We start from the raw sequence: 20,630 nt of genomic DNA, 5'->3' as shown, positions 1-20,630 counted from the left end.
GCGGCGGCCGTCGCCGCCTGGGCGGCGCGGCCGGCGGCGGACTGCGCGGTGCGGGCGGCGCCGATCGCCGTGTTGGCGGCGGAGGCGGCCCCTCGTGCGGCGCTCGCGGCCTTGTTCGCGGCGGCGGCCGACTTACGGACGTCCTGCTGGGCGGCGCGTGCCTCGTCCGCCGCCTCCAGCGCGGAGGCCTTGGCCTTCTCCGCCGCCTCCTGCGCGCGGTCGGAGGCCGAGACGGCCTGCTCCGTCTTGAGCTGGGCCTGCTTGCCCTCGCGTTCCACGACCGCCACCAACTGGTCGATCGTCGCGGCCTCTTCGTCCCGGGCCCGGGCGATGAACTGGCCGGAGGCCAGGAACTGGTGGATCGCCTCGGGTGTGCCCTCGTCCAGGGCGCGCTGCGCGTACAGCTTCACCTGGGGGGAGGCGGTGCTGAGGATGCTGAAGACCTCGACCTGCTCGTCCTCCTGCTGGGCCGTGTACTGGCCCTGTGTGAGGAACTTCCGCAGGGCCGCCTGGGTGCCGAGGTTCAGCGCCTTGTTGGCCTCCCGCTTCACCGCGGTGCCGCTGTTGTTCAGGACGGTGAACACCGCGACCCGCAGGTCCGTCGTCAGGGGCGTGTTGTAGCCGTCGAGCAGATAGCCGGCGATCGCGGCGTCCCCCGCCGACAACGCGGTCTCGGCCGACTCACGGGTGGATTTCCCGGCATAGGAGAGGCTGGAGAGGAGACCGAAGCGGTTGTCCTCGGCGGTCGCCGCGGGCAGTTCGCCGGTGAGGAAGGCGGACACGGCCGCGGTCGAGCCGGCGAGGGCGATCGCCGCGGATTCGCGGGCGGCCTGGCCGCCTGTCTTGTAGGCCCACACCGCCTTTCCCCGGTCGGTGGCCGGCAGGCCGGTGTCGATGATGTCGGCGGCGTAGGCCGGAGTGGCGGTCAGGGTGAGGATCGACGGCAGCACGGGGACCGTGGCCACACCGGCGACGCTCGTGAGTATTCGGCGTCTGCTCCACAATGACGCTGACAAAGGGTGCGTCCTTCCGTATGGGAATCCGTGCCGGATTCCGCATGGGATGCGGGATCAAAGAACATGACATGGCTCCCCAACGCGCTTTCTTGGAGGGCCTGTTGGAGAGTTGCCGGTTCGAAGGTACGGACGACGCTTTGCGTGGTCAATAGCAATGTGCAAACAGGTTTCCAGGGAATTGGAAACCGGAACGTTATAATCCAGAGATCGTTTCTTTTCTGAATGGGCACAATTGATGGAACAACCTTCCGGCAAGGTGACGCAGGTCACGGGATGGTTGCTGTGACTGCCCTATTTACGAGCTTTTTCTTGTGGACAGACTTCTGGCGAACGGATTTGTATACGTGAAGTTGCGGATCTGAACGGGGGTGATTCCGCAGGCATGCTCATTTTCGCTGCGCACAATTCTCCGAAAAATATGCGGACCTCGGTGCTCCGCAGCTTTCACGCCCATTTCACGATCCGTGAGGACTGCGATGAAGGAAAACAGCACCACCGCGTCGAGAACCGGACGCCTCGTCAGACGCACCCTGGCCGCATCCGTGGCCGCGGGCGCCCTGGCCTGGTTCGTGGCGACGGGCGGCCAGGCGACCGCCGGCACATCCGTCGAAGCCGTCGCCGACGAGGCCCCGGGGTACGCGGTCGAGAACTACGACTACCCGAACGCGGACAAGATCCTCGCGGAGCAGGGCATCACCCTCAAGCGCGGCGACGGCCGCATCCTCCTCGCCACCTGCGCCGCCGGGACCGGCCAACTGGAGGTCTACTCCCGCGTCAACACCAAGGTCTGTTTCTCCGTCACCGGCGACAGCGGCCGGCTGGCCCTGGAGATCCCCGCCGTCTACGGAGTGAAGACCAGCGCGCACGAGACGGAACTCGACCTGACCGTCGGTACCGAGGAGACCTCCGTCGACGTACCCGCGGACAGCTGGCAGGCCGTCGGCGAGAGCGCCGACCCCGAAGGCCGCGCCCACGTGCTCGTGGAGATCAGGACCTCCAAGTAGCACCCGGCCGACGCCCGTCGCCCGACCTGCCTGCCTGAGCCACCCTTCTAAGGACTGACTTCATGCGACACACCAGACCCGTGCGCCTCGCCGCACTGGCCGCCACCCTGACCCTGGGGTCCGCCGCGCTCGCCGCGGGCTCCGCCGGCGCCGTCACCGGCCCCGCCGTCCCCGCGGCCACCACCACCTACGCCTACACCGCGCAGGTCACCGTCGGAGACCACGACCGCGGCTGCTCCGGTGTCCTCGTCGACCGGGAATGGCTGCTCACCGCCGCCAGCTGCTTCGTCGCCGACCCGGCCGCCGGGCTCACCGTGCCCGCCGGCAAGCCGGCCCTCACGACCACCGCGACCATCGGCCGCTCCGACCTGACCGGCACCGGCGGCGCCGTCCGCGAGATCGTCGAGCTCGTCCCCCGTACCGACCGCGACGCGGTGCTGGCCCGGCTGAACCGCCCGGTCACCAACGTCACCCCCCTCGCGCTGGCCACCGCCGCGCCCACCGCCGGTGAGGAACTCACCCTCGCCGGGTTCGGCCGCAGCACCACCGAGTGGGCGCCGCTCAACCTGCACACCGGCGCCTTCTCCGTGGACGCGTCCACCGCCACCAACGCCACGGTCACCGGCAAGAACGGCGCGGCGGCCTGCATGGGCGACACCGGCGGGCCCCTGGTGCGCACGGTCGACGGCACCGCCCAGCTGGCCGCGCTGAGCAGCCGGTCCTACCAGGGCGGCTGCTTCGGCATCGACGCCGCCGAGACCCGCACCGGCGGCATCGCCACCCGCGTCGACGACCTCGCCTCCTGGGTGAACTCCAAGACCGGCGCCGTACGCGTCACCGACTTCAACTGCGACGGCGTCGAGGACATCGCCGTCTCCGACCCGCGCGCCACCGTCGGCACCGTCGCCGCCGCGGGCGTCGTCCGGATCGTGTACGGCGGCGGCAAGGGCACCGCCGAGATCAACCAGAACCTCGACTGGGTCTCCGGCACCTCCGAGGCCAGCGACTGGTTCGGCGAGTCCCTCGCCACCGTCGACTACGACGAGGACGGCTGCACCGACCTGGTCGTCGGCACCCCCGCCGAGGACATCGGCAGCCCCGACGACACCGGTTCGGTCGACATCCTGCACGGCGCCCCCGGCGGCCTCGGCACCGGCACCAAGAAGAGCACCCACTTCGAGGAGGGCGCCGGCACCGGCTCCCTCAAGGCCGGTACGCCCCAGGCCGGCGACCGCCTCGGTGACTCGATCGCCGCCGGCGTCACCGCCAACGGCGAGCCCTTCATCGTGGCCGGCGCGCCCGGCGAGACCGTCAACGGCGCGGCCAAGGCCGGCGAGGCCTTCTACATCCACGGCGGCACCAACATCGTCGTCCACCAGGACAGCACCGACGTTCCCGGTGCGGCGGAGGCCAACGACGGCTTCGGCGGCGCCGTCGCGGCCGACACCAACTTCTTCGCCGTCGGAGCACCCGGCGAGGCCATCGGCACCGACGCGGGCGCCGGCAACCTGGCCGTCTTCTCCCACACGCTGACCTCCGCGGGCCTGCCCACGCCGAGGTTCGGCCTCGACCAGGACCTCGACACCGTCTCCGGCGGCGCCGAGGCCGGCGACCAGTTCGGTTACTCCCTGGCCCTCGCCCCGTACCGGCCCTCCGGCGCGGCGAGCGCCACCGAGTCGATCCTCGCGGTCGGCACCCCCGGTGAGGACCTCGACATCGACGGCGTCGCCAAGGCCGACACCGGCACCGTCCTGACCTTCCGCATAGCCGCCGCAGGCACCTACACCCAGCTGTACGGCATCAACCAGGGCACCGCCGACGACGACGTCAGTGGCGGCGCCGAGGCCGGCGACCGTATGGGCGTCACCCTGTCCGCCATCAACACCGCCCCGCGCGCCGTCAGCACCACGGCGACGATGAAGCTGGCCGTCGGTGACCCCAACGAGGCCGTCGGCACTGCCGCCAACGCCGGAGCCGTGCACACCTTCTCGCTTCTGGGCGCCCCCGGCGCCAACGACCGCTGGCTGGAGGTGGGCGACGGCGACGGCATCCCCGGCACCCCCGCCGCCGGCCAGCAGCTCGGCAGCAGCATCCACTACACCGGCACCAAGCTGTACGTGGGCATGCCCCTCGGCCCCAGCACCTACGGCACCCTGTACGCCCTGCCCCACTCCAACGTGACCGCCGGAGGCGCCGTGGCCGCGGTCACCACATACCAGCCCGGCACAGGCGGCCTCCCCGCCGCCGGTGACCGCTTCGGATACGCGGCACGCTAGGACCGGCTGACCGGCTGACCGACCGAGACGAGGACGGGGCGCCCGGTGAACTCCGGGCGCCCCGTCCTGCGTACGGTCGGAAGAACGTAGGCGGCCTACGCGATGTGGTCGTCCTGGAGTTCCGCCGTGTGGCGGTTGGTGAAGCGGTTGACCATGCGGTCGGCCTCGCGTTGCGGGAGCTTGGTGCCGTACGTGGCTTCCACATCGCCCCTGAACTGGCCCGAGGTCGGGTAGCTGCCGTCTATCGACTTCTTGAAGACCATGTAGTAGTCCTCCTCGGTCGGTGTCGGCTCCGGGGTGCCGCCGCCCGCCCCCATCTCACGGGTGCGGCCCGGGCCGGCCGGGATGGGGAAGGTGCCGGTGTCCTCCGGAGAGGGCTCCGCAAAGGCTTCCGGGGCGGGTTCGGGAGCGGGCACCGCCGACTCCTCGAACTGCTGCCGGAACATCCGCTGCTCGAACCGCTGCTCGTCGAACCGTTGCTCGTCGAAGCGCTGCTGCTCCTCGAACTGCCGCTGGGCTTCGAACTGTTGCTGGGCCTCGTACTGCTCGTACTGCTCGGCCCGCTGCTGCTCCTCGTACCACTGGGCGTCCGCGGTATCCGGGTTGAACGTCGGGTCGTAGCCGCCCTGGTACGCGATGGCCCGGGGGTCCCGCGCCTGCAGCCACGGGTTCTGGGGCTCGGCGGGTGCGCCCTGCGCGCCCTCGGGCGCGGGGGGCTGCTGCTCCTGGGCGGCAGGGGCCCCCTTGGCCGGCGTGGCCGCCTCCAGCACGGCGGGTGCCGCCTCCGGGGTGGTACGGCCGCTCGCGCTCGCTTCGGCCGGCTCCAGGGCGGGCTGCGGAGCCGGTGGCAGCAAAGCGGGCTCGATGCCCGCCGCCGCCAGGCCCGAGGGTGCCGTCTCCGCGAGCGGGACGCCGTAGCGGGCCAGGCGCAGGGGCATCAGGGACTCCACCGGGGCCTTGCGCCGCCAGGCCCGGCCGAAGCGGGCCTGCAGGCGGGCCTGGTAGACGAGACGTTCCTGCTCCAGCTTGATGACCTGGTCGTAGGAGCGCAGCTCCCACAGCTTCATCCGGCGCCAGAGAAGGAACGTCGGCACGGGGGAGAGGAGCCAGCGGGTGAGGCGGACGCCTTCCATGTGCTTGTCGGCGGTGATGTCGGCCATGCGGCCGATGGCGTGCCGGGCCGCCTCCACGGAGACCACGAAAAGGACCGGGATGACGGCGTGCATGCCGACGCCCAGCGGGTCCGGCCAGGCCGCCGCGCCGTTGAACGCGATCGTCGCCATCGTCAGCAGCCACGCCGTCTGGCGCAGCAGCGGGAACGGGATCCGGATCCAGGTGAGAAGGAGGTCCAGGGCGAGCAGGACGCAGATACCCGCGTCGATGCCGATCGGGAAGACGTAGCTGAAGTTCCCGAAGCCCTTCTTGAGGGCCAGTTCGCGGACGGCGGCGTACGACCCCGCGAAGCCGATCCCGGCGATGACGACCGCACCGGCGACGACCACGCCGATGAGAACCCGGTGCATTCGTGTCAGCTGCAGTGGCGCGGCCACCCGTACTCCCCTCCCTGTGCGTGTTGTTGCGCGCAACAGGGTGGCACATGTGTGCGGCGTGCGTGTTGCCGAGACAAGGTCAGTTCTTCTTCGACGCTGAGGGGGACGCGGACGAGGAAGGTGCCTTCGTGGCCGACCCGGTCGCCGACTTCGACGGGGACGCGCTCGGCTTCGCCGACGAACTCGCCGACGCGCTCGGGGAGTTGGCGGGATCCGGGGTGGCAGCGCCACCCTCGCCGTTCTCCGACGACACCTTCGTGACGGCCTCCTTGACCGCCTTCACCGCTGCCTTCGCCAGACTGTCCGCGCTCGGCGTCTTCTCGCCCGCGAGCCCGGCACCGTTGTAGTCGAGGGTCACGACGACGTTCTCGACCCGGACCACCACCGTCTGCTGGCGGAAGGCGCCTTCCTTCTTCTTCAGGTCGTAGCGCACCGACGTCGCGTCGTCCCCCGCCCCGGTCACCGGCGCCGAGCTGACGTTCTTCGCGCCCGCCGCCGACTGGGCGTCCTGCACCTGGCTCTCGTAGTACTTCTGCGCCAGGTCGTTGCCGGAACCGCGCGACGCGGTCGACTCGAAGCGCAGCAGCGACACGTTCAGCCAGCGGAACTGGGAGCCCTTCACGCCGTTGTTGACGAGGCTCGTCCAGGAGCAACTGCCGCGCGTGGTGGTGTCGTTGGACGACCCCTCCTTGCCCGACTTCACGCCCTTGGGGACCAGTTCCTTCAGCGTCTTCGTCGACAGCACCGCGCACGGCTCGGGAAGCTTCTGGTACGCCGCCGCCTGCACGGTCGGCGACGCGCTCACCGTCTCGCCCGCACCGGGCTCCGTCGTCTTCGCCGCGTTGTCGGCGGAACCCGATCCCGACCCGGAGCCGGATCCCGAGTCGGAGGAGCAGCCGACGGCCGCCAGGAGGAGGACGGGGACGGCGGCGAGGGCTGCGAGGGCGTGCTGCCGTCGCTTCGTCGTCACTACGGCGGTCCGGCTGCGCTGGTCTCGCTGTGCGGGTCGGTGCATGGTTCCTTCACTCATCGCGCTGTGGTTCCTGCGGCTCTCGGTTCCTGCGGTCGGATCGGGTCCGAAGGGGCCACGGTACGCGGTGAGGGGGGAGTGCGGTCCTGCTTCACGCCCTTTCCGGACGGACGGTACGACGGGGTTCGGACCGTCGCTCAGTTGAACGCGCCGGCGAGCCGGGAGGCCAGTTTCTGTGCCCTGTCCTGCATTTCCTTGCTGTCCGGCACCGTGCCCGACGTCGTCGGCTGCTCGACGTACTCGATGGTCACGATCACGTTGGACGTGCGGAACGCCACAGTTACCGTCCGCTGCTGGGCCGTTGAACCGGCGCCGCTCAGCGCGTCGTCGATGAACGCCTCGTCGCCGAGGCCGTCGAGGACGCGGGGCTGGAGGGCGGCTGCGGACTCGGCGTCGGTGTCGGTGCCCGGGGAGGCGGAGGACGACGGGGAGGCGGCGGCCGAGGCCGCGCCGGTGGGGTCGGCGGCGGAGGTGGAGGAAGAGGAAGGGGACGCGGACGCGGTGGGTGTGGCGGTGGTGGAGACGACGGGCGCGGGAAGGTCGGCGGCGACCACCTTGGTCGCGAAGAGGTCCGTCGCCTCGCTGTCGTCGCTCACGGAGTTGTCGTAGGACACGACCCGTTCGAAGTCGACGAGGAGATGGTCGGTGGCGTCCGTGGACTCCACCTTCCAGCGGCAGCCGACCTTCCGGTCCGTGTTGTACGTGAGGGTCGACTCGCCCGCGTACGCCTGCTCGCGCTGGTCCTTGTCCGCGATCTCCTTGATGCCGGGCAGCATCGAGTCGAGGGCGTCCTGGCCGACCGCGGCGCAGGGCTCGGGGAGCGTCAGGTACCGGCCGGGCTGGGCCGCGGGGGCCGTGGTGCCGGTGTCGCCGGGCTTGGAGTCCTCGGCGGTGTCACCCCCGCCCGAGGTGCCGGTGCAGCCGGCCAGCAGCGCCGCGAGGAGGGCGGCGACGCCGGGTACGTAGGCCTTCCGCTGCACGGTCAGGTTCCTCTCGACGATGCGGACGATCTTTGTGGGGCGGTGCTCGCACCAGTGTCCCCGCTGCTTAATCGCTTGCCGCACAGGGGCCTCACCGGCAGACAATGTCTATCGCACGCACCACCGTGTTCGCCGGTCCGGCATCCCTTTCGTTGACCTTGGCGCCGGTTTTGCGATTTGGGACTTCTGTTGGTTTTCCGGGGGAATGAGGACGATATGTCGTACGTGGAAGTGCCGGGCGCGCGGGTGCCCATCCGTATGTGGGCCGACCCCGCGTCCGTCGAGGACGTCGCGATGCAGCAGCTGCGGAACGTGTCGACGCTGCCGTGGATCAAGGGCCTCGCCGTCATGCCGGACGTCCACTTCGGCAAGGGGGCGACGGTCGGGTCGGTCATCGCGATGCAGGGTGCGGTGTGCCCGGCGGCGGTCGGGGTCGACATCGGCTGCGGGATGTCCGCCGTCAGGACGTCGCTCACGGCGAACGACCTGCCGGGTGACCTGTCCCGGCTGCGGTCGAAGGTCGAGGAGGCGATTCCGGTGGGGCGGGGGATGCACGACAGCCCCGTCGACCCGGGGCGGCTGCACGGGTTCGCGACCGGGGGGTGGGACGACTTCTGGGGGCGGTTCGACGGGATCGCGGAGGCGGTCAAATTCCGTCAGGAGCGGGCCACGAAGCAGATAGGAACGCTCGGAAGTGGTAATCACTTCGTCGAAGTATGCACGGATACGACCGGTTCTGTCTGGCTGATGCTGCACTCCGGTTCTCGCAACATCGGTAAGGAACTGGCCGACTTCCACATCGGCGTGGCCCACAAGCTGCCCCACAACCAGGGGCTCGTCGATCGGGACCTCGCCGTCTTCATCGCGGACACCCCGCAGATGGCCGCCTACCGCAACGACCTCTTCTGGGCGCAGGAGTACGCGAAGTACAACCGTTCGATCATGATGGCGCTGCTGAAGGACGTGATCGGCAAGGAGTTCCGGAAGGCGAAGCCGACCTTCGAACCGGAGATCAGTGCTCACCACAACTACGTCTCCGAGGAGAGGTACGAGGGCATGGACCTCCTCGTCACCCGTAAGGGGGCGATCCGGGCCGGCTCCGGCGAGTACGGGATCATCCCGGGCTCCATGGGCACGGGTTCGTACATCGTGAAGGGTCTCGGCAACGAGAAGGCCTTCAACTCGGCGTCCCACGGCGCCGGTCGGCGCATGAGCCGCAACGCGGCCAAGCGGCGCTTCTCGACCAAGGACCTGGAGGAGCAGACGCGGGGCGTGGAGTGCCGCAAGGACTCCGGGGTCGTGGACGAGATTCCTGCCGCGTACAAGCCGATCGAGCAGGTCATCGACCAGCAGCGGGACCTGGTGGAGGTCGTGGCGAAGCTGAAGCAGGTTGTCTGCGTGAAGGGCTGACGCGCCTGACGCGGATCGCCTATTTGGGGGCGTGCTTCACCGCGTAGATCATCACGAACGCCACGAGGTGGATGCCGAAGAGGAAGTACGCGAGGTAGTACCAGACGTACCGTTCGCGTTTCTTCTCCAGGGCCAGGAGCCGTTGCTCCTGGTCCCTGGCCTCGTTGCCGGCCTCGGCCCCGGCGTTCGTGTCCTTCGCCTTGTTCGTGTCCTCCGCCGGGTCCGTCATCACGCGTCCCGGTGCACCTTCGTGTTCGATGCCTGGGCGCGGGGGCGCAGGACCAGGAGGTCGATGTTGACGTGGCTCGGGCGGGTGACCGTCCAGGTGATCGTTTCGGCCACGTCGTCGGCGGTGAGGGGCTCGGCCACGCCCTCGTAGACCTTGGCCGCCTTGTCCGTGTCGCCGGAGAAGCGGGTCAGGGCGAACTCGTCCGTCTTGACCATGCCCGGCGCGATCTCGATGACCCGGACCGGGGTGCCGACGATCTCCAGGCGGAGTGTCTCGGCGAGGACGTGGGTGCCGTGCTTGGCGGCGACGTAGCCACCGCCGCCCTCGTACGTGCCGTGCCCGGCGGTGGAGGAGACGACCACGATCGTGCCGTCGCCGCTCGCTGTCAGGGCCGGGAGGAGGGCCTGGGTGAGGTTGAGGGTGCCGATGACGTTCGTCTCGTACATCTGCCGCCAGTCGGCCGGGTCGCCGGTGGCCACCGGGTCGGCGCCGAGCGCTCCGCCCGCGTTGTTGACGAGCACGCCGATCGTTTTGAACGCGCTCGCGAACTCGTCCACCGCCGTGCGGTCGGTGACGTCCAGGGGGTACGCCGCGGCCTGGCCGCCCGTCGCGTTGATCTCCTCGGCCAGCGCCTCGATCCGGTCCTTGCGGCGGGCCGTCAGGACGACGCGGTAGCCGGCGGCGGCGAGCCGTCGGGCCGTCGCGGCGCCGATACCGCTGCTCGCGCCGGTGATCACGGCGATGCGGGAGGCGGCGGACGGGGCGGCGGCGGCCATGGGACTGCTCCTCGGGTGCGCGGGGTGCTTGCGCTGCCCAGGATAGGCAGGCGGCGGGAGTGGGCGGCGGGGTGTCCGGAGGGTGGGCCGGTGCTGTCGGCCCCCGTCAGGCTCCGTCCACCCTCAGAGGGCCGGCTGCGGCTCCGTCCAGCTGGGTCCGGCTCCGTCGGGTCCCGTCAGTCGCCTCGCGGGGCGTACATGATCACGGCCATGCCGGCGAGGCAGATCAGCGCGCCCGTCACGTCCCAGCGGTCCGGGCGGTAGCCGTCCGCCGCCATGCCCCAGGCCAGTGAGCCGGCGACGAAGACACCGCCGTACGCGGCCAGGATGCGGCCGAACTCCGCATCGGGCTGGAGGGTGGCGACGAACCCGTACGCGCCCAGGGCCAGCGTGCCCGCGCCGATCCACACCCAGCCGCGGTGCTCCCGTACGCCCTGCCAGACGAGCCAGGCGCCGCCGATCTCGAACAGTGCGGCCACGACGAACAGGACTACGGAGCGGAGGATCGACGACGACATGGGGGCAGCTTGGCATGTGGCCCGGCGTCACCTGTTGGAGGGCGCCTGCTGTGCGCGGCAGGTGGGATACATCGTTTCGACGGTCTTTGTCTTCGGCGGTCTTCGGCGGTCTTCGGCAGGGCGAGGAGTGGGTGGCGTGAGGGTCTGGGCGCGTGGGCTGGTGGCGGGTGCGGTGACGAGCGGTGTGGTCGGTGTGCTCGGGGTGGTCTGGGGTGGGGGTGTCGCGGGGGCCGACAGTGGTGGGCCCGAGGCGGATCTCGCGTATCACGGGGTCGTCTCGCTGGACCGTGGGCGGATCGACCTGCGGGTGACCCCGCGCAACCACGGGCCGTCCGCCGTGGCCGACGCGACCGTGCGGCTGACCTGGTCGGCGCCGTTGGCCGCCCGGCAGCAGTTGCCGGACGGGTGCGCGCGGCTCGGGGCGCGGGTGGTCGTGTGCCGTACGGGGGCGCTGGCCGCCGATGGTGTGGGCGAGCAGATCAGGCTGCGGATGCGCCTTCAGGGTGTGCCCTCCGAGGTGACCCTGGACATCGGTACCGTCTGGAACGGCGGTGTCGTGGACCGTAACCGGGGCAACGACGAGCAGCGCGTGCTCGTGCTGGACACGGGCGACGCGTACTACTTCTGACGCGTACCGCTTCCGGCGTCGGCCGGTCGCTGTCCCCGGCTCGCGCGCGGCCCCACCGTCACCTCCGGGATGGTGCCGCCGCAGCGCAGTACGGCGTCCAGGGTGCGGAGGAACTCGGACACGTCGAGCAGGTCGCCGGTCAGATAGCCGCGTTCCCGCCAGAGTGGGACGACCTCGGCGGCGTACGTCGTGTCCCAGCCGTTGTTGAACTCGGTGCGGGAGTCGCCGTCGCCGCCCCCGCAGTCCCTGACCACGAACCGGGTGAAGCCGACGGAGGGGTGTTCGACGCGGTACGCCTCCACGAGCTTCTCCAGGGCCGCCTTGCTGACGTGGTAGGCCGCGAACCCGGGCCAGGCGGGGGTGAGGGAGGCGCCGACCGTGGAGAGGTAGACGGCGGTGCCCGCGGAGGCCGTGAGGTGGGGGAGCGCGGCGTTGGTGACGAGGGCGGCGCCGATCACGTTGGTGTCCATGACCCGGCGCCAGATGTCGGCGTCGGTCTTCTCGACGGGGGCGAGGGGGCCGATGCCGGTGGTGTGGACGAGGGCGTCGATGCCGCCGAGTCCGTCGGCGGCCTGCTCGATCGCCGCCCGGCACGAGTCCTCGTCCGTGACGTCGCAGGTGATGGCGAGGGCGCCGGGGCCCGCTTCCTTCGCCGCCTCGGCCAGACGGTCGTGTCTGCGGGCGAGCAGGGCGACGCGCTCGCCCCGGCCGCCGAGGTCGATTCCGACGCACCGGCCCAGTCCGCTGGACGCGCCGACCACCACGGTTCGCATCGCGCTCGTTGCCATTGAAGAACCTCATTCTCTTCAGATGAAAATCACCCTCTGCCTGCTTCTGGCACTTGTAGCACGAGGTGGAACGCCTCTGGAAGGGGCGGAATACCTCTGGAAGGGGCGCGGTTGTCGCACTCGGACGCTATAGTTGAATGGTTAACAACCTGGAGGATGAGCGACCATGCAGTTCGGGATCTTCAGCGTCGGCGATGTCACACCGGACCCGACCACGGGACGTACGCCGACCGAACGCGAGCGCATCAAGGCCATGGTCGCCATCGCGCTCAAGGCGGAGGAGGTCGGGCTCGACGTGTTCGCCACGGGTGAGCACCACAACCCGCCGTTCGTGCCCTCGTCCCCGACCACGATGCTCGGCTACATCGCCGCGCGGACGGAGAAGCTGGTCCTCTCCACCTCCACCACCCTCATCACCACCAACGACCCGGTGAAGATCGCGGAGGACTTCGCGATGCTCCAGCACCTGGCCGACGGGCGCGTGGACCTGATGATGGGGCGTGGCAACACCGGCCCGGTGTACCCGTGGTTCGGGCAGGACATCAGGGAGGGCATCAACCTCGCCGTCGAGAACTACGCCCTGCTGCGTCGGCTGTGGCGCGAGGACGTCGTGAACTGGGAGGGGAAGTTCCGGACGCCGTTGCAGGGGTTCACGTCGACACCCCGGCCCCTGGACGACGTACCGCCGTTCGTCTGGCACGGCTCCATCCGCTCGCCCGAGATCGCCGAGCAGGCGGCCTACTACGGCGACGGCTTCTTCCACAACAACATCTTCTGGCCGGCCGACCACACCAAGCGGATGATCGACCTGTACCGGGCCCGGTACGCCCACTACGGGCACGGGACCGCCGAGCAGGCCGTCGTGGGGCTGGGTGGCCATGTGTTCATGCGGAAGAACTCGCAGGACGCGGTACGGGAGTTCCGGCCGTACTTCAACGAGGCGCCGGTGTACGGGCACGGGCCCTCGCTGGAGGAGTTCGCCGACCAGACCCCGCTGACCGTCGGGTCGCCGCAGCAGGTCATCGAGAAGACGCTCGCCTTCCGGGAGTACGCCGGTGACTACCAGCGCCAGCTGTTCCTGCTCGACCACGCGGGGCTGCCGCTGAAGACGGTCCTCGAGCAGCTCGACATGCTCGGCGAGGAGGTCGTGCCGGTGCTGCGGGCGGAGTTCGCGAAGGGGCGGGCGGCGGACGTGCCGGACGCGCCGACGCACGCCTCCCTGCTGGCCGCCGCGCGCAAGGAGCAGGCCGAGGCGCAGGGGCAGCAGGCCGAGGCGCAGGAGAAGGAGGGGAGCGCCGTATGAAGCTCGTCGTCGTTTCGGCGGGGCTGAGTGTTCCGTCGTCCACCCGGTTGCTGGCCGACCGGCTGGCCGCCGCGGTGGACCGGAAGGCGGACGCGGATGTCGACGTCCAGGTCGTGGAGCTGCGCGAGCTGGCCGTGGAGATCGCGCACCACTTCACCAACGGGTTCCCGGGGCGGAAGCTGGCGGACGCGCTCGACGCGGTGACGCGGGCGGACGGGCTGGTCGTCGTGACCCCGGTGTTCTCCGCTTCGTACAGCGGGCTGTTCAAGTCGTTCTTCGACGTGCTGGAGAAGGACGCGCTGGCGGGGAAGCCGGTGCTGGTCGCCGCGACCGGTGGCTCGGCCCGGCACTCGCTGGTGCTGGAGCACGCGATGCGGCCGTTGTTCGCGTATCTGCGGGCCGTGGTCGTGCCGACGGCGGTGTACGCGGCCTCGGAGGACTGGGGCGCCGAGGGGCTGCCCGAGCGGATCGAACGGGCGGCCGGGGAACTGGCGGCCCTGATGGCGGGGCTGTCGGGACTGTCGGCGGCGCGGCTGCCGGCAGCGAGGTCCGGGTCGGAGGGCTTCGAGTCGGAGGGGTTCGTGGTCGTCCCCTTCGAGCAGCAGCTGGACGCGCTGCGGCAGTGAGACCGCGGCGGTGAGAGCGCGGGTGCGGGTGCGGGTCCGGGGGAGAGTGAGAGGCGAGTAAGAGCTCCCCTTGGCACACTGGGCGGGTGCCCCACACCGTGCTGCTCGCCGAGGACGACCGTGCCATCCGCCACGCCCTGGAGCGGGCCCTGACTCTGGAGGGCTACCGGGTCACCGCGGTCGCCGACGGGGTCGAGGCGCTCGCACAGGCGCATCGCACACCGCCGGACATTCTCCTCCTCGACGTGATGATGCCCGGCATCGACGGCCTCCAGGTGTGCCGGGTGCTGCGCGCCGAGGGGGACCGTACGCCGATCCTGATGCTCACCGCGCTGGTGGAGACCGCCGACCGGATCGCCGGCCTGGACGCGGGCGCGGACGACTACGTCGTCAAGCCGTTCGACGTCGAGGAGGTCTTCGCCCGGCTGCGCGCGCTGCTGCGGCGCACCGGCACCGGCGAACGCCCCGCCCGGAGCGCCGCTCCCGTCGGCGGACACGCGCCCCAGGTGACGAAGGAACCCGCCCTTCCCGAGCGGCAACTCACCGCCGCCGGACTGCGGATGGACCTCCAGGCGCGGCGGGTGTGGCGCGGGACGCGCGAACTGGAGCTGACCCGGACGGAGTTCGAGCTGCTGGAACTGCTCGTGCGCAACGCCGGGATCGTCCTCGACCACTCCACGATCTACGACCGTATCTGGGGCTACGACTTCGGCCCGGGCTCCAAGAACCTTGCCGTGTACGTCGGTTACCTGCGCCGCAAGCTCGACGAGCCGGGCGCGTCGCAGCTGATCCACACGGTGCGAGGCGTGGGTTACGTCCTCCGGGAGGACTGAGTGATCCTGCGGAGGGCGGGACTGGCCTCCTTGCGGACCACCTTCGCCGTGTCGTTCGCCGCGGTCGCCGCCGGGGTGACCGTGCTGGTCGGATTCCTGTCGTACGACGCAGCCGCGCGGCTCGTCCGGGTGGACCAGCAGTCCGCCTTCGCGGAGGTCGTGCAGGACCTCCAGGACGAGGTGCGGAACAACAGGATGACGCCGCAGGACTTCTCGTCGTCCGAGCCGGGGCACGACATTGTGCGGCCCAGCCGTACGGATGTGCAGGTGCTCGGGCCGGCGGGCGAGGTGGTCGACGGTGGCAGTCCGGCGCTGCCCGTCACCGCGGCGGACCGTCGCGTCGCCGTGTCCCCGGTCGCCGGGCTCGCCGTGCAGCACAAGGACGTCGACGTCGGTCATGACGTCTACCGCATCGCGACCGTCTCCCTGGGCGGCGCGCGGGGCGACGGGCGGGGTGCGGTGCAGGTCGCGCAGGAGTTCAGCGACACGGAGGACCTGCTGCGGGAGCTTCAGCAGCGGACGATCCTGATGGTCGTCGCGGTCGTCGTCGCGGCCGGGCTGTTCGGCTGGTGGCTGGCCCGGCGGATCACGCACCGCCTGCGCATCCTCGCGTCCGCCGCCGAGGACGTCGCCCGTACCCGCCGGCTCGGCATCCAGGTGCCGGTGACCGGGGCCGACGAGGTCGGACGCCTCGGGCGCTCCTTCGACCGCATGCTGGGCCGGCTCGCCCAGTCGGAGGAGGACCAGCGCCGCCTGGTCCAGGACGCGGGGCACGAGCTGCGGACCCCGCTCACCTCACTCCGTACGAACATCTCGCTGTTGCGCCGCATCGACGAACTGCCGCCCGCGACCCGGGAGGACCTGGTCGACGACCTCGCCCTTGAGGCGCGTGAACTCACCGATCTGGTCAACGAGTTGGTGGATCTGGCGGCCGGGCAGTCGGACGCCGAGCCCAAGCAGCGGATCGACCTCGCCGACATCGCGGACGAGGTCGCGGTGGTGGCCCGGCGGCGTACCGGGCGGGACGTCGTCGTACGGGCGAGCGGTGAGACGGCCGCCGACGCCCGGCCCGCCGCGCTCCAGCGTGCGATGTCCAACCTCGTCGAGAACGCGGCCAAGTTCGACCGGGGCGGTACGACGCCGATCGAGATCGCGGTCACCGGGCCGGAGCGGGTGCGGCAGGGCGGGCGGCAGGGGGTGATCCGGGTCGAGGTGCTCGACCGGGGGCCCGGAATCGCCGAGGGCGATCTTGTGCGCCTGTTCGACCGGTTCTACCGAGCCGCCGACGCCCGTAGCCTGCCGGGCTCGGGCCTCGGGCTGTCGATCGTCCGCGAGGTGGCCATCGCGCACGGCGGGGCGCCCTTCGCGAACCGGCGGGACGGGGGCGGGGCGGTCATCGGGTTCACGGTGGGGGGGCAGGGGTGAGGGCGACTTCCTTGGGGCGATGGACGCGCCTCGGTGTTCTTCCATGAGGTTGGTGGCGCCGTTGGTCGGCTGACCTTCGAGTTGGGGCTGCTCCTGCGAGCCCTGGCTGGTCCTTCGCGCGTCGTCCAGCAGGATTCGGGACCTTCACTCGTCTGTGTTCACAACACGGGCATAAACCTCCACGCGGCACACATGGGGACGCAAGATGCCCTCTTGTACATCACGTCCTTGGGGGGACCATGCGCCGTAAGCGACTCGCCGCCATCATCGCTACCGCCGCTCTCGTCGTCGCGGCGGCGGGGCTCGCCGTCTGGCTGCTCATGCGGCCCACGTACGCCGAGACGCTGAAGAGCTGCGAGAACGCCCTCGCCGCGCAGACGAAAGCGGGCGTGAAGGGCAAGCCGTCCGCGTGTAAGGACGTGAAGGAAGACGACTACAGCGAGATCCTTATGGCCAACGTGATCGACGGCTTGTCGAAGAAGGACCGGGACATGTTCGACTACTACGACAACGGCACGATCGACGGGAGCTTCGGCTGACCTGTCGCATGGAGAGGCCCCTGGCAAGCGCCGGATGCGGTTCAGGGCGGGTCTTCGTCATGCCCAGCGGACTCGTCCGCGTGTCCCCCTCGTCAGTCGTCGAGAGGCTCGGCCATGTGCGCCTTGGCGATCGCGTCGATCCTGCGGGCCAAGTCGAAGTCCGCCACGGTCAGTTTGTGTCCAGCGTCGTGCGTCGTGATCGCGAACCGTACCTTTCCCCACCGCAGGTCGATATCCGCGTGGTGGCTGATGAGCCGCTCAACGTCCGCGACGTGCACGATCATCGCCACCCCGCCGTGGTAGCGGATGCCGAACGTGCGGGTGATCTCGTCGTTTTCCCGGCGCCAGCCCGGTATCTCTCGCAGGGCCGCTTCGATCTCGTCCTCCGTCAGCGGCACCGGTGCCTCGGCCACGCGTCAGCTCCCCTCGGTTACGGGCGCCAGAACCTCGGCGAGATCCTGGCCGACCGGGGCATCCTGCCATGGCCGCATCGCCCGTTGAAGGGTGGCCAATTCCCGCCGCATGCGCTCCGACCGGGTCTCGACGGCGATGTCCACAACCGTACGGGCGATCTCCAGGGCCTGGTCCGGATCACCCGCCCCGGCCGCCGCGGTCGCATGCCGGGCGAGATACACGCCACGGTCCCGGCGGGCCGTCGCGGGGACGATGCCAAGGACTTGGTCCCACAGGGAGACCGCCTCGGCACCTAGGCCGAGGCGTCCGTAGCAGGTGGCGCGCTGCACTTCGAGGTAGCCAGGCGTACGGCGGCACGCGTTGCCCCATGGAAGGTCGTCGTCAACCCGGCCCAGGAGTCCGTCCGCCTGGTCGATGAGTCGGTCCACGGCAGTCCGGTCGCCGGTGAGACTGGCGCCGTGGGCCTGTTGCTGCAAGGCCATGATGCGCACCTTCGGCAGCAGGCGTCCGGAGTCGTCGAGGGCCGCCTCGCACAGGTCGACGACCGCGTGTCCGTCCCCGAGGTCGGTGCGTACCTGCGCCTGGTTGACGAGGGAGTAGCCGATCAGATGCGGGTCGCGGGAACGCATCGCGATCTCCTGGGTGACGCCCCGCCAGAAGTGGGCGCCGTCCATGTCGCCGGCGTCCTGGTACAGCCAGCCCACGAGCGCCGCGTAGGCCGCACCTACCCGGAGCAGGCCGCGCCTCGTCTCGCCCCGCGCCGACCGGACCAGCTTGTCGATCAGCTGGTACTGCGCGGACACCGTGCCGATCAGATCGTGCGGGCCGAGGAGCATGTCTGCCCGGTAATGGCCCTCCAACTGTGTCTGGAAGTAGTCGATCAGCGCAGGGTCGACGTGCTGCGGGGCTACGGGGCCAGGGATGAGTGCGGCAGCGGTGACGGACACGAACGCGCGGCGTCTCACATCTGCCTCTTCGTGGTGCTCGGGGCGGATCCAGCCGGGTGGCGTGGTGAATCCGAGGTCTTCGGGCCATCGCCCGAGCGCGTCATGGAGGACGATCGCGGTCTCCTCGGGCGGCCAGCCGGGGCGGTCGGCCTCCCAGCGGCGCCAGGTGCGCGCGGAGACGGTGAACTGCCGGTCGTCGAGGAGACGTTGCCCGTGCTCGGAGAGTTCTGTGGCGGCCTGCTCGATGGTCCGCCAGCCCGCCCGGAGTCGTGCGGCTCTCAAGGCGTCATTGCGGCTCATCCGCCCAGCATGAGGTGTCATCGCGCCTGCCTGTGGCCATGGCCGCTACGTGGCCGCGCATGGCCGCGCCACGGCCTGGTTGCGTCCCGCCGTGCCCACCCATCATCGCGTTGTGGCTACAGGACGTACACAGAACGCGGCAGACGGTGTCGATGTGGGGCCAGACCGGCGCCAGCCGGACATCGAGACGATGCGCGACAGCGCGCGGACACTCCTCGCCGAGGGTGTCGCTCCGCCCTCGCCGGACAAGCTGGACACGCTCACCGTCGTGCTGCGCGGCCACATCCACCTGCTCATCCCTGAGGTGGCGGATGCCGCAGCGCGGGAACCGAAAGACAGCATCCCCAAGTACTGCGCCCTCGCCTGCATCGGCGAGGCGCACACCAAGCTGCGCCTGGACGGCGGCGGAGCCCTGCCCGTCCTGGTCCTGGCGCGGAAGCTCGCCCGTGTCGTCAACGCCCTGTGCGACCACTACGAGAACCTGAACGGCGTACGCCCGGCGGCCGGTCGGTGAGCGACTCCGCCTTCACGCTCGACGACACCGACCGGATGTCCGCCGAGTGCGTGGTCGCCCTCCGGCCCGAATACAAGGCCATGCACGCGAAGTGCCGCCAGACCGAGGACATCCCCCTGCCGCACAGCTCGGGCATCCTCCTCCAGGCACGATGCCATTGCACTTGCCACAGGCCGATCGCACAGGCCCTGCCGTCGGAAGGCTGACGGCTCCACAGCCCCTGTTGCCGAGGGAATGAGCCGGCGGCAGGAAGGTGGCCGTCCCTGTTCCCCTGATCGGGGACGGCCACCGTGCGAACGCCCGAAAACCCGAAGCAGATGCCCTTCAAGGGTTTGTGGTGCGGTGAGTCGGCCGGATGGACAGCCGTCGGCCGACTCACCAGCGATTCTCGGTGTCAGTTCTTGCCGAGGAGCTCCTTCATCTCGGTGATCTCGGCGTTCTGGGTGCGGATGACGTCGTCGGCCATGGAGGTGGCGGGGCCGTACTCGCCCTTGGCCTTCTCGGTGGTGGCCATCGTCACGGCGCCCTTGTGGTGCTCGATCATCATGGTGAGGAAGTTCTTGTCGAACTCCTTGCCGGAGGCGTTGTGGTCCATGCCGGGCATCGGCTCCATGCCCCCGGTTCCTTCCGTCCCCTCCATGGACTCCATGCCGGGCATCGACTGCGTCGACGTCGGGACGTCCTTGCCCCAGGTCTTCAGCCACCCCGTCATGGTCTCGATCTCCGGGGTCTGGGCCTTCTCGATGCGGGCGGCGAGGGACTTGACCTCGGCCGACGACGCCTTGACGGCCGCTTCCTCCGCCATCGCCAGGGCGCCCTTGTGGTGGGGGATCATGCCCTGCGCGAAGGTGACGTCCTGGGCGTTGTAGGCCTCGGTCTTGGCACCGGTGCTGGTACCCGTGCCGCTGCTCTTGCCGCTGTTGTCGCTGTTGCCGTCGTCGCTGCCGCACGCGGTGAGGGTGACGGCGAGCGTGGCCGCGACGGCCAGGGCGACGAGGGTCTTGCGGGTTGTGCGCATGCTGGAACTCCTGCTGTGCGAGGGGGGATTGAGGTACGCGGGCACGCCTGAGACGTGCGGGTGCCTCTAGATCCGCAGGAGTTGGAGTTCGGCGAGGGAGGGTGGCGCGCGGGCACCCTCGGGGGACCGGGGCAGCGAACGGTCGGCACGGGCGGCCGGAGCCGGAGCACCGGCCGGGTCGGGCGCGAGGGCGGGGAACGTGTGCCCCGCCGGTACGGCGCCGGACGCGCAGGTCGCGTCGGCGTGCTGGGAGTGGCCGCCGTGCGAGCCCATGCCGTGGCAGAGGGACTCGTCGGACGGCCCCGACCGCATGCTCATCGGCTTGGCGTGGTGACCGTGATGGGCGCTCTCGGCCATCCCGCCGCCCGGCCCCAGGCCGTGCATCGCGAGGACGCCCGCCAGCAGCCCGAGCACGACGAACGCCCGCGCCCACCACAACGGGGGGTTCGGGCGCTGCTGTCGCTGGGCGCGGGCTGTCACGTGGGTCATCCTAGTCGAGGCGGCGG

22 protein-coding genes and 1 pseudogene are annotated in these 20,630 nt (G+C 70.4%); 11 read left to right on the top strand and 12 right to left on the bottom strand.

From position 1 onward, the window contains the following. Window positions 1-965 (bottom strand): annotated as a pseudogene (locus PV734_RS15605) (ALF repeat-containing protein); the annotation flags it as partial. Between the two features lie 527 nt (window positions 966-1,492). Here PV734_RS15605 and PV734_RS15600 point away from each other — a divergent pair. Then, entirely contained in the window at window positions 1,493-2,020 is a 528-nt protein-coding gene (locus PV734_RS15600) for a hypothetical protein (protein WP_319289897.1), read from the top strand. Between the two features lie 62 nt (window positions 2,021-2,082). Next, window positions 2,083-4,296, top strand: coding sequence for a trypsin-like serine protease (locus PV734_RS15595; protein ID WP_319289895.1), 2,214 nt, complete (start codon window positions 2,083-2,085; stop codon window positions 4,294-4,296). 95 nt (window positions 4,297-4,391) lie between these two features. Here the strand turns inward: PV734_RS15595 and PV734_RS15590 are convergent, their stop codons facing one another. The 3 genes from PV734_RS15590 to PV734_RS15580 all read right to left on the bottom strand — a co-directional run bounded on the left by PV734_RS15590 (window position 4,392) and on the right by PV734_RS15580 (window position 7,856). Continuing rightward, complete coding sequence (locus PV734_RS15590) at window positions 4,392-5,846, bottom strand: DUF2637 domain-containing protein (protein WP_319090663.1); 1,455 nt, start codon at window positions 5,844-5,846, stop codon at window positions 4,392-4,394. Between the two features lie 79 nt (window positions 5,847-5,925). Continuing rightward, window positions 5,926-6,876, bottom strand: a complete 951-nt coding sequence (locus PV734_RS15585; protein WP_319289893.1) for a DUF3558 domain-containing protein — start codon at window positions 6,874-6,876, stop codon at window positions 5,926-5,928. Window positions 6,877-7,013: 137 nt separating this feature from the next. Further along, the gene (locus PV734_RS15580; RefSeq protein WP_319289891.1) at window positions 7,014-7,856 is read right to left on the bottom strand and encodes a DUF3558 domain-containing protein; all 843 of its coding nucleotides are present in this window, start codon (window positions 7,854-7,856) and stop codon (window positions 7,014-7,016) included. 216 nt (window positions 7,857-8,072) lie between these two features. Between PV734_RS15580 and PV734_RS15575 the strand changes: the two genes are divergently transcribed. Then, complete coding sequence (locus tag PV734_RS15575; protein ID WP_319289889.1) at window positions 8,073-9,266, top strand: RtcB family protein; 1,194 nt, start codon at window positions 8,073-8,075, stop codon at window positions 9,264-9,266. A gap of 19 nt (window positions 9,267-9,285) precedes the next feature. Here the strand turns inward: PV734_RS15575 and PV734_RS15570 are convergent, their stop codons facing one another. From PV734_RS15570 to PV734_RS15560, 3 genes are all read right to left on the bottom strand, one after another. Then, complete coding sequence (locus PV734_RS15570) at window positions 9,286-9,498, bottom strand: hypothetical protein (RefSeq protein ID WP_415924210.1); 213 nt, start codon at window positions 9,496-9,498, stop codon at window positions 9,286-9,288. Further along, window positions 9,495-10,271, bottom strand: a complete 777-nt coding sequence (locus PV734_RS15565; protein ID WP_319289887.1) for an SDR family NAD(P)-dependent oxidoreductase — start codon at window positions 10,269-10,271, stop codon at window positions 9,495-9,497. The genes PV734_RS15570 and PV734_RS15565 overlap by 4 nt, the downstream gene beginning before the upstream one ends. A 176-nt stretch (window positions 10,272-10,447) precedes the next feature. Beyond that, window positions 10,448-10,789, bottom strand: a complete 342-nt coding sequence (locus tag PV734_RS15560; RefSeq protein ID WP_319090658.1) for a YnfA family protein — start codon at window positions 10,787-10,789, stop codon at window positions 10,448-10,450. Between the two features lie 136 nt (window positions 10,790-10,925). Here PV734_RS15560 and PV734_RS15555 point away from each other — a divergent pair, with 136 nt between their 5' ends. Further along, window positions 10,926-11,417 carry a hypothetical protein gene (locus PV734_RS15555; protein ID WP_319090657.1) on the top strand — a complete coding sequence of 164 codons (492 nt, stop codon included), beginning with the start codon at window positions 10,926-10,928 and terminating at the stop codon, window positions 11,415-11,417. On the opposite strand, the gene PV734_RS15550 is transcribed toward PV734_RS15555, so the two are convergent. Beyond that, window positions 11,408-12,205, bottom strand: a complete 798-nt coding sequence (locus PV734_RS15550) for an SDR family oxidoreductase (RefSeq protein ID WP_319289885.1) — start codon at window positions 12,203-12,205, stop codon at window positions 11,408-11,410. The two genes, PV734_RS15555 and PV734_RS15550, sit on opposite strands and share 10 nt — an antisense overlap. 166 nt (window positions 12,206-12,371) lie before the next feature. Here PV734_RS15550 and PV734_RS15545 point away from each other — a divergent pair, with 166 nt between their 5' ends. The 5 genes from PV734_RS15545 (at window position 12,372) to PV734_RS15525 (ending at window position 16,931) form a co-directional block, all read left to right on the top strand. Beyond that, window positions 12,372-13,508: an LLM class flavin-dependent oxidoreductase gene (locus PV734_RS15545; RefSeq protein WP_319289883.1), complete on the top strand. Its 1,137-nt coding sequence runs from the start codon at window positions 12,372-12,374 to the stop codon at window positions 13,506-13,508. Continuing rightward, complete coding sequence (locus PV734_RS15540; RefSeq protein WP_319289881.1) at window positions 13,505-14,134, top strand: FMN reductase; 630 nt, start codon at window positions 13,505-13,507, stop codon at window positions 14,132-14,134. Before PV734_RS15545 ends, PV734_RS15540 begins: the two co-directional genes overlap by 4 nt. Before the next feature lie 98 nt (window positions 14,135-14,232). After that, on the top strand, window positions 14,233-14,967 hold the full coding sequence (locus PV734_RS15535; protein WP_319090718.1) for a response regulator transcription factor: 735 nt from the start codon (window positions 14,233-14,235) through the stop codon (window positions 14,965-14,967). Continuing rightward, complete coding sequence (locus PV734_RS15530) at window positions 14,968-16,392, top strand: HAMP domain-containing sensor histidine kinase (protein ID WP_319090653.1); 1,425 nt, start codon at window positions 14,968-14,970, stop codon at window positions 16,390-16,392. It begins immediately after the preceding gene. 239 nt (window positions 16,393-16,631) lie between these two features. Beyond that, entirely contained in the window at window positions 16,632-16,931 is a 300-nt protein-coding gene (locus PV734_RS15525) for a hypothetical protein (protein WP_319090652.1), read from the top strand. Between the two features lie 92 nt (window positions 16,932-17,023). Here PV734_RS15525 and PV734_RS15520 read toward each other — a convergent pair whose 3' ends face one another. Next, window positions 17,024-17,344 (bottom strand): 4a-hydroxytetrahydrobiopterin dehydratase, encoded by a 321-nt coding sequence (locus PV734_RS15520; protein ID WP_319090651.1) that lies wholly within the window; start codon window positions 17,342-17,344, stop codon window positions 17,024-17,026. A 3-nt stretch (window positions 17,345-17,347) separates the two neighbouring features. Next, entirely contained in the window at window positions 17,348-18,592 is a 1,245-nt protein-coding gene (locus tag PV734_RS15515) for a Twin-arginine translocation pathway signal (RefSeq protein ID WP_319090648.1), read from the bottom strand. A 112-nt stretch (window positions 18,593-18,704) separates the two neighbouring features. Between PV734_RS15515 and PV734_RS15510 the strand changes: the two genes are divergently transcribed. Then, window positions 18,705-19,106 carry a DUF6415 family natural product biosynthesis protein gene (locus PV734_RS15510; protein WP_319198803.1) on the top strand — a complete coding sequence of 134 codons (402 nt, stop codon included), beginning with the start codon at window positions 18,705-18,707 and terminating at the stop codon, window positions 19,104-19,106. Beyond that, window positions 19,103-19,312 (top strand): hypothetical protein, encoded by a 210-nt coding sequence (locus PV734_RS15505; protein WP_319090646.1) that lies wholly within the window; start codon window positions 19,103-19,105, stop codon window positions 19,310-19,312. Before PV734_RS15510 ends, PV734_RS15505 begins: the two co-directional genes overlap by 4 nt. Before the next feature lie 188 nt (window positions 19,313-19,500). Here PV734_RS15505 and PV734_RS15500 read toward each other — a convergent pair whose 3' ends face one another. Both PV734_RS15500 and PV734_RS15495 read right to left on the bottom strand, forming a co-directional pair. After that, complete coding sequence (locus tag PV734_RS15500; RefSeq protein WP_319289879.1) at window positions 19,501-20,124, bottom strand: DUF305 domain-containing protein; 624 nt, start codon at window positions 20,122-20,124, stop codon at window positions 19,501-19,503. Between the two features lie 66 nt (window positions 20,125-20,190). Continuing rightward, window positions 20,191-20,604: a DUF6153 family protein gene (locus PV734_RS15495; RefSeq protein ID WP_319289877.1), complete on the bottom strand. Its 414-nt coding sequence runs from the start codon at window positions 20,602-20,604 to the stop codon at window positions 20,191-20,193. Window positions 20,605-20,630 lie beyond the last annotated feature (26 nt).

This window comes from Streptomyces sp. AK08-02, assembly GCF_033795085.1.
In the GTDB taxonomy this organism is placed as follows: domain Bacteria; phylum Actinomycetota; class Actinomycetes; order Streptomycetales; family Streptomycetaceae; genus Streptomyces; species Streptomyces echiniscabiei.
This window is presented reverse-complemented; position numbering and strand designations above follow the sequence as displayed.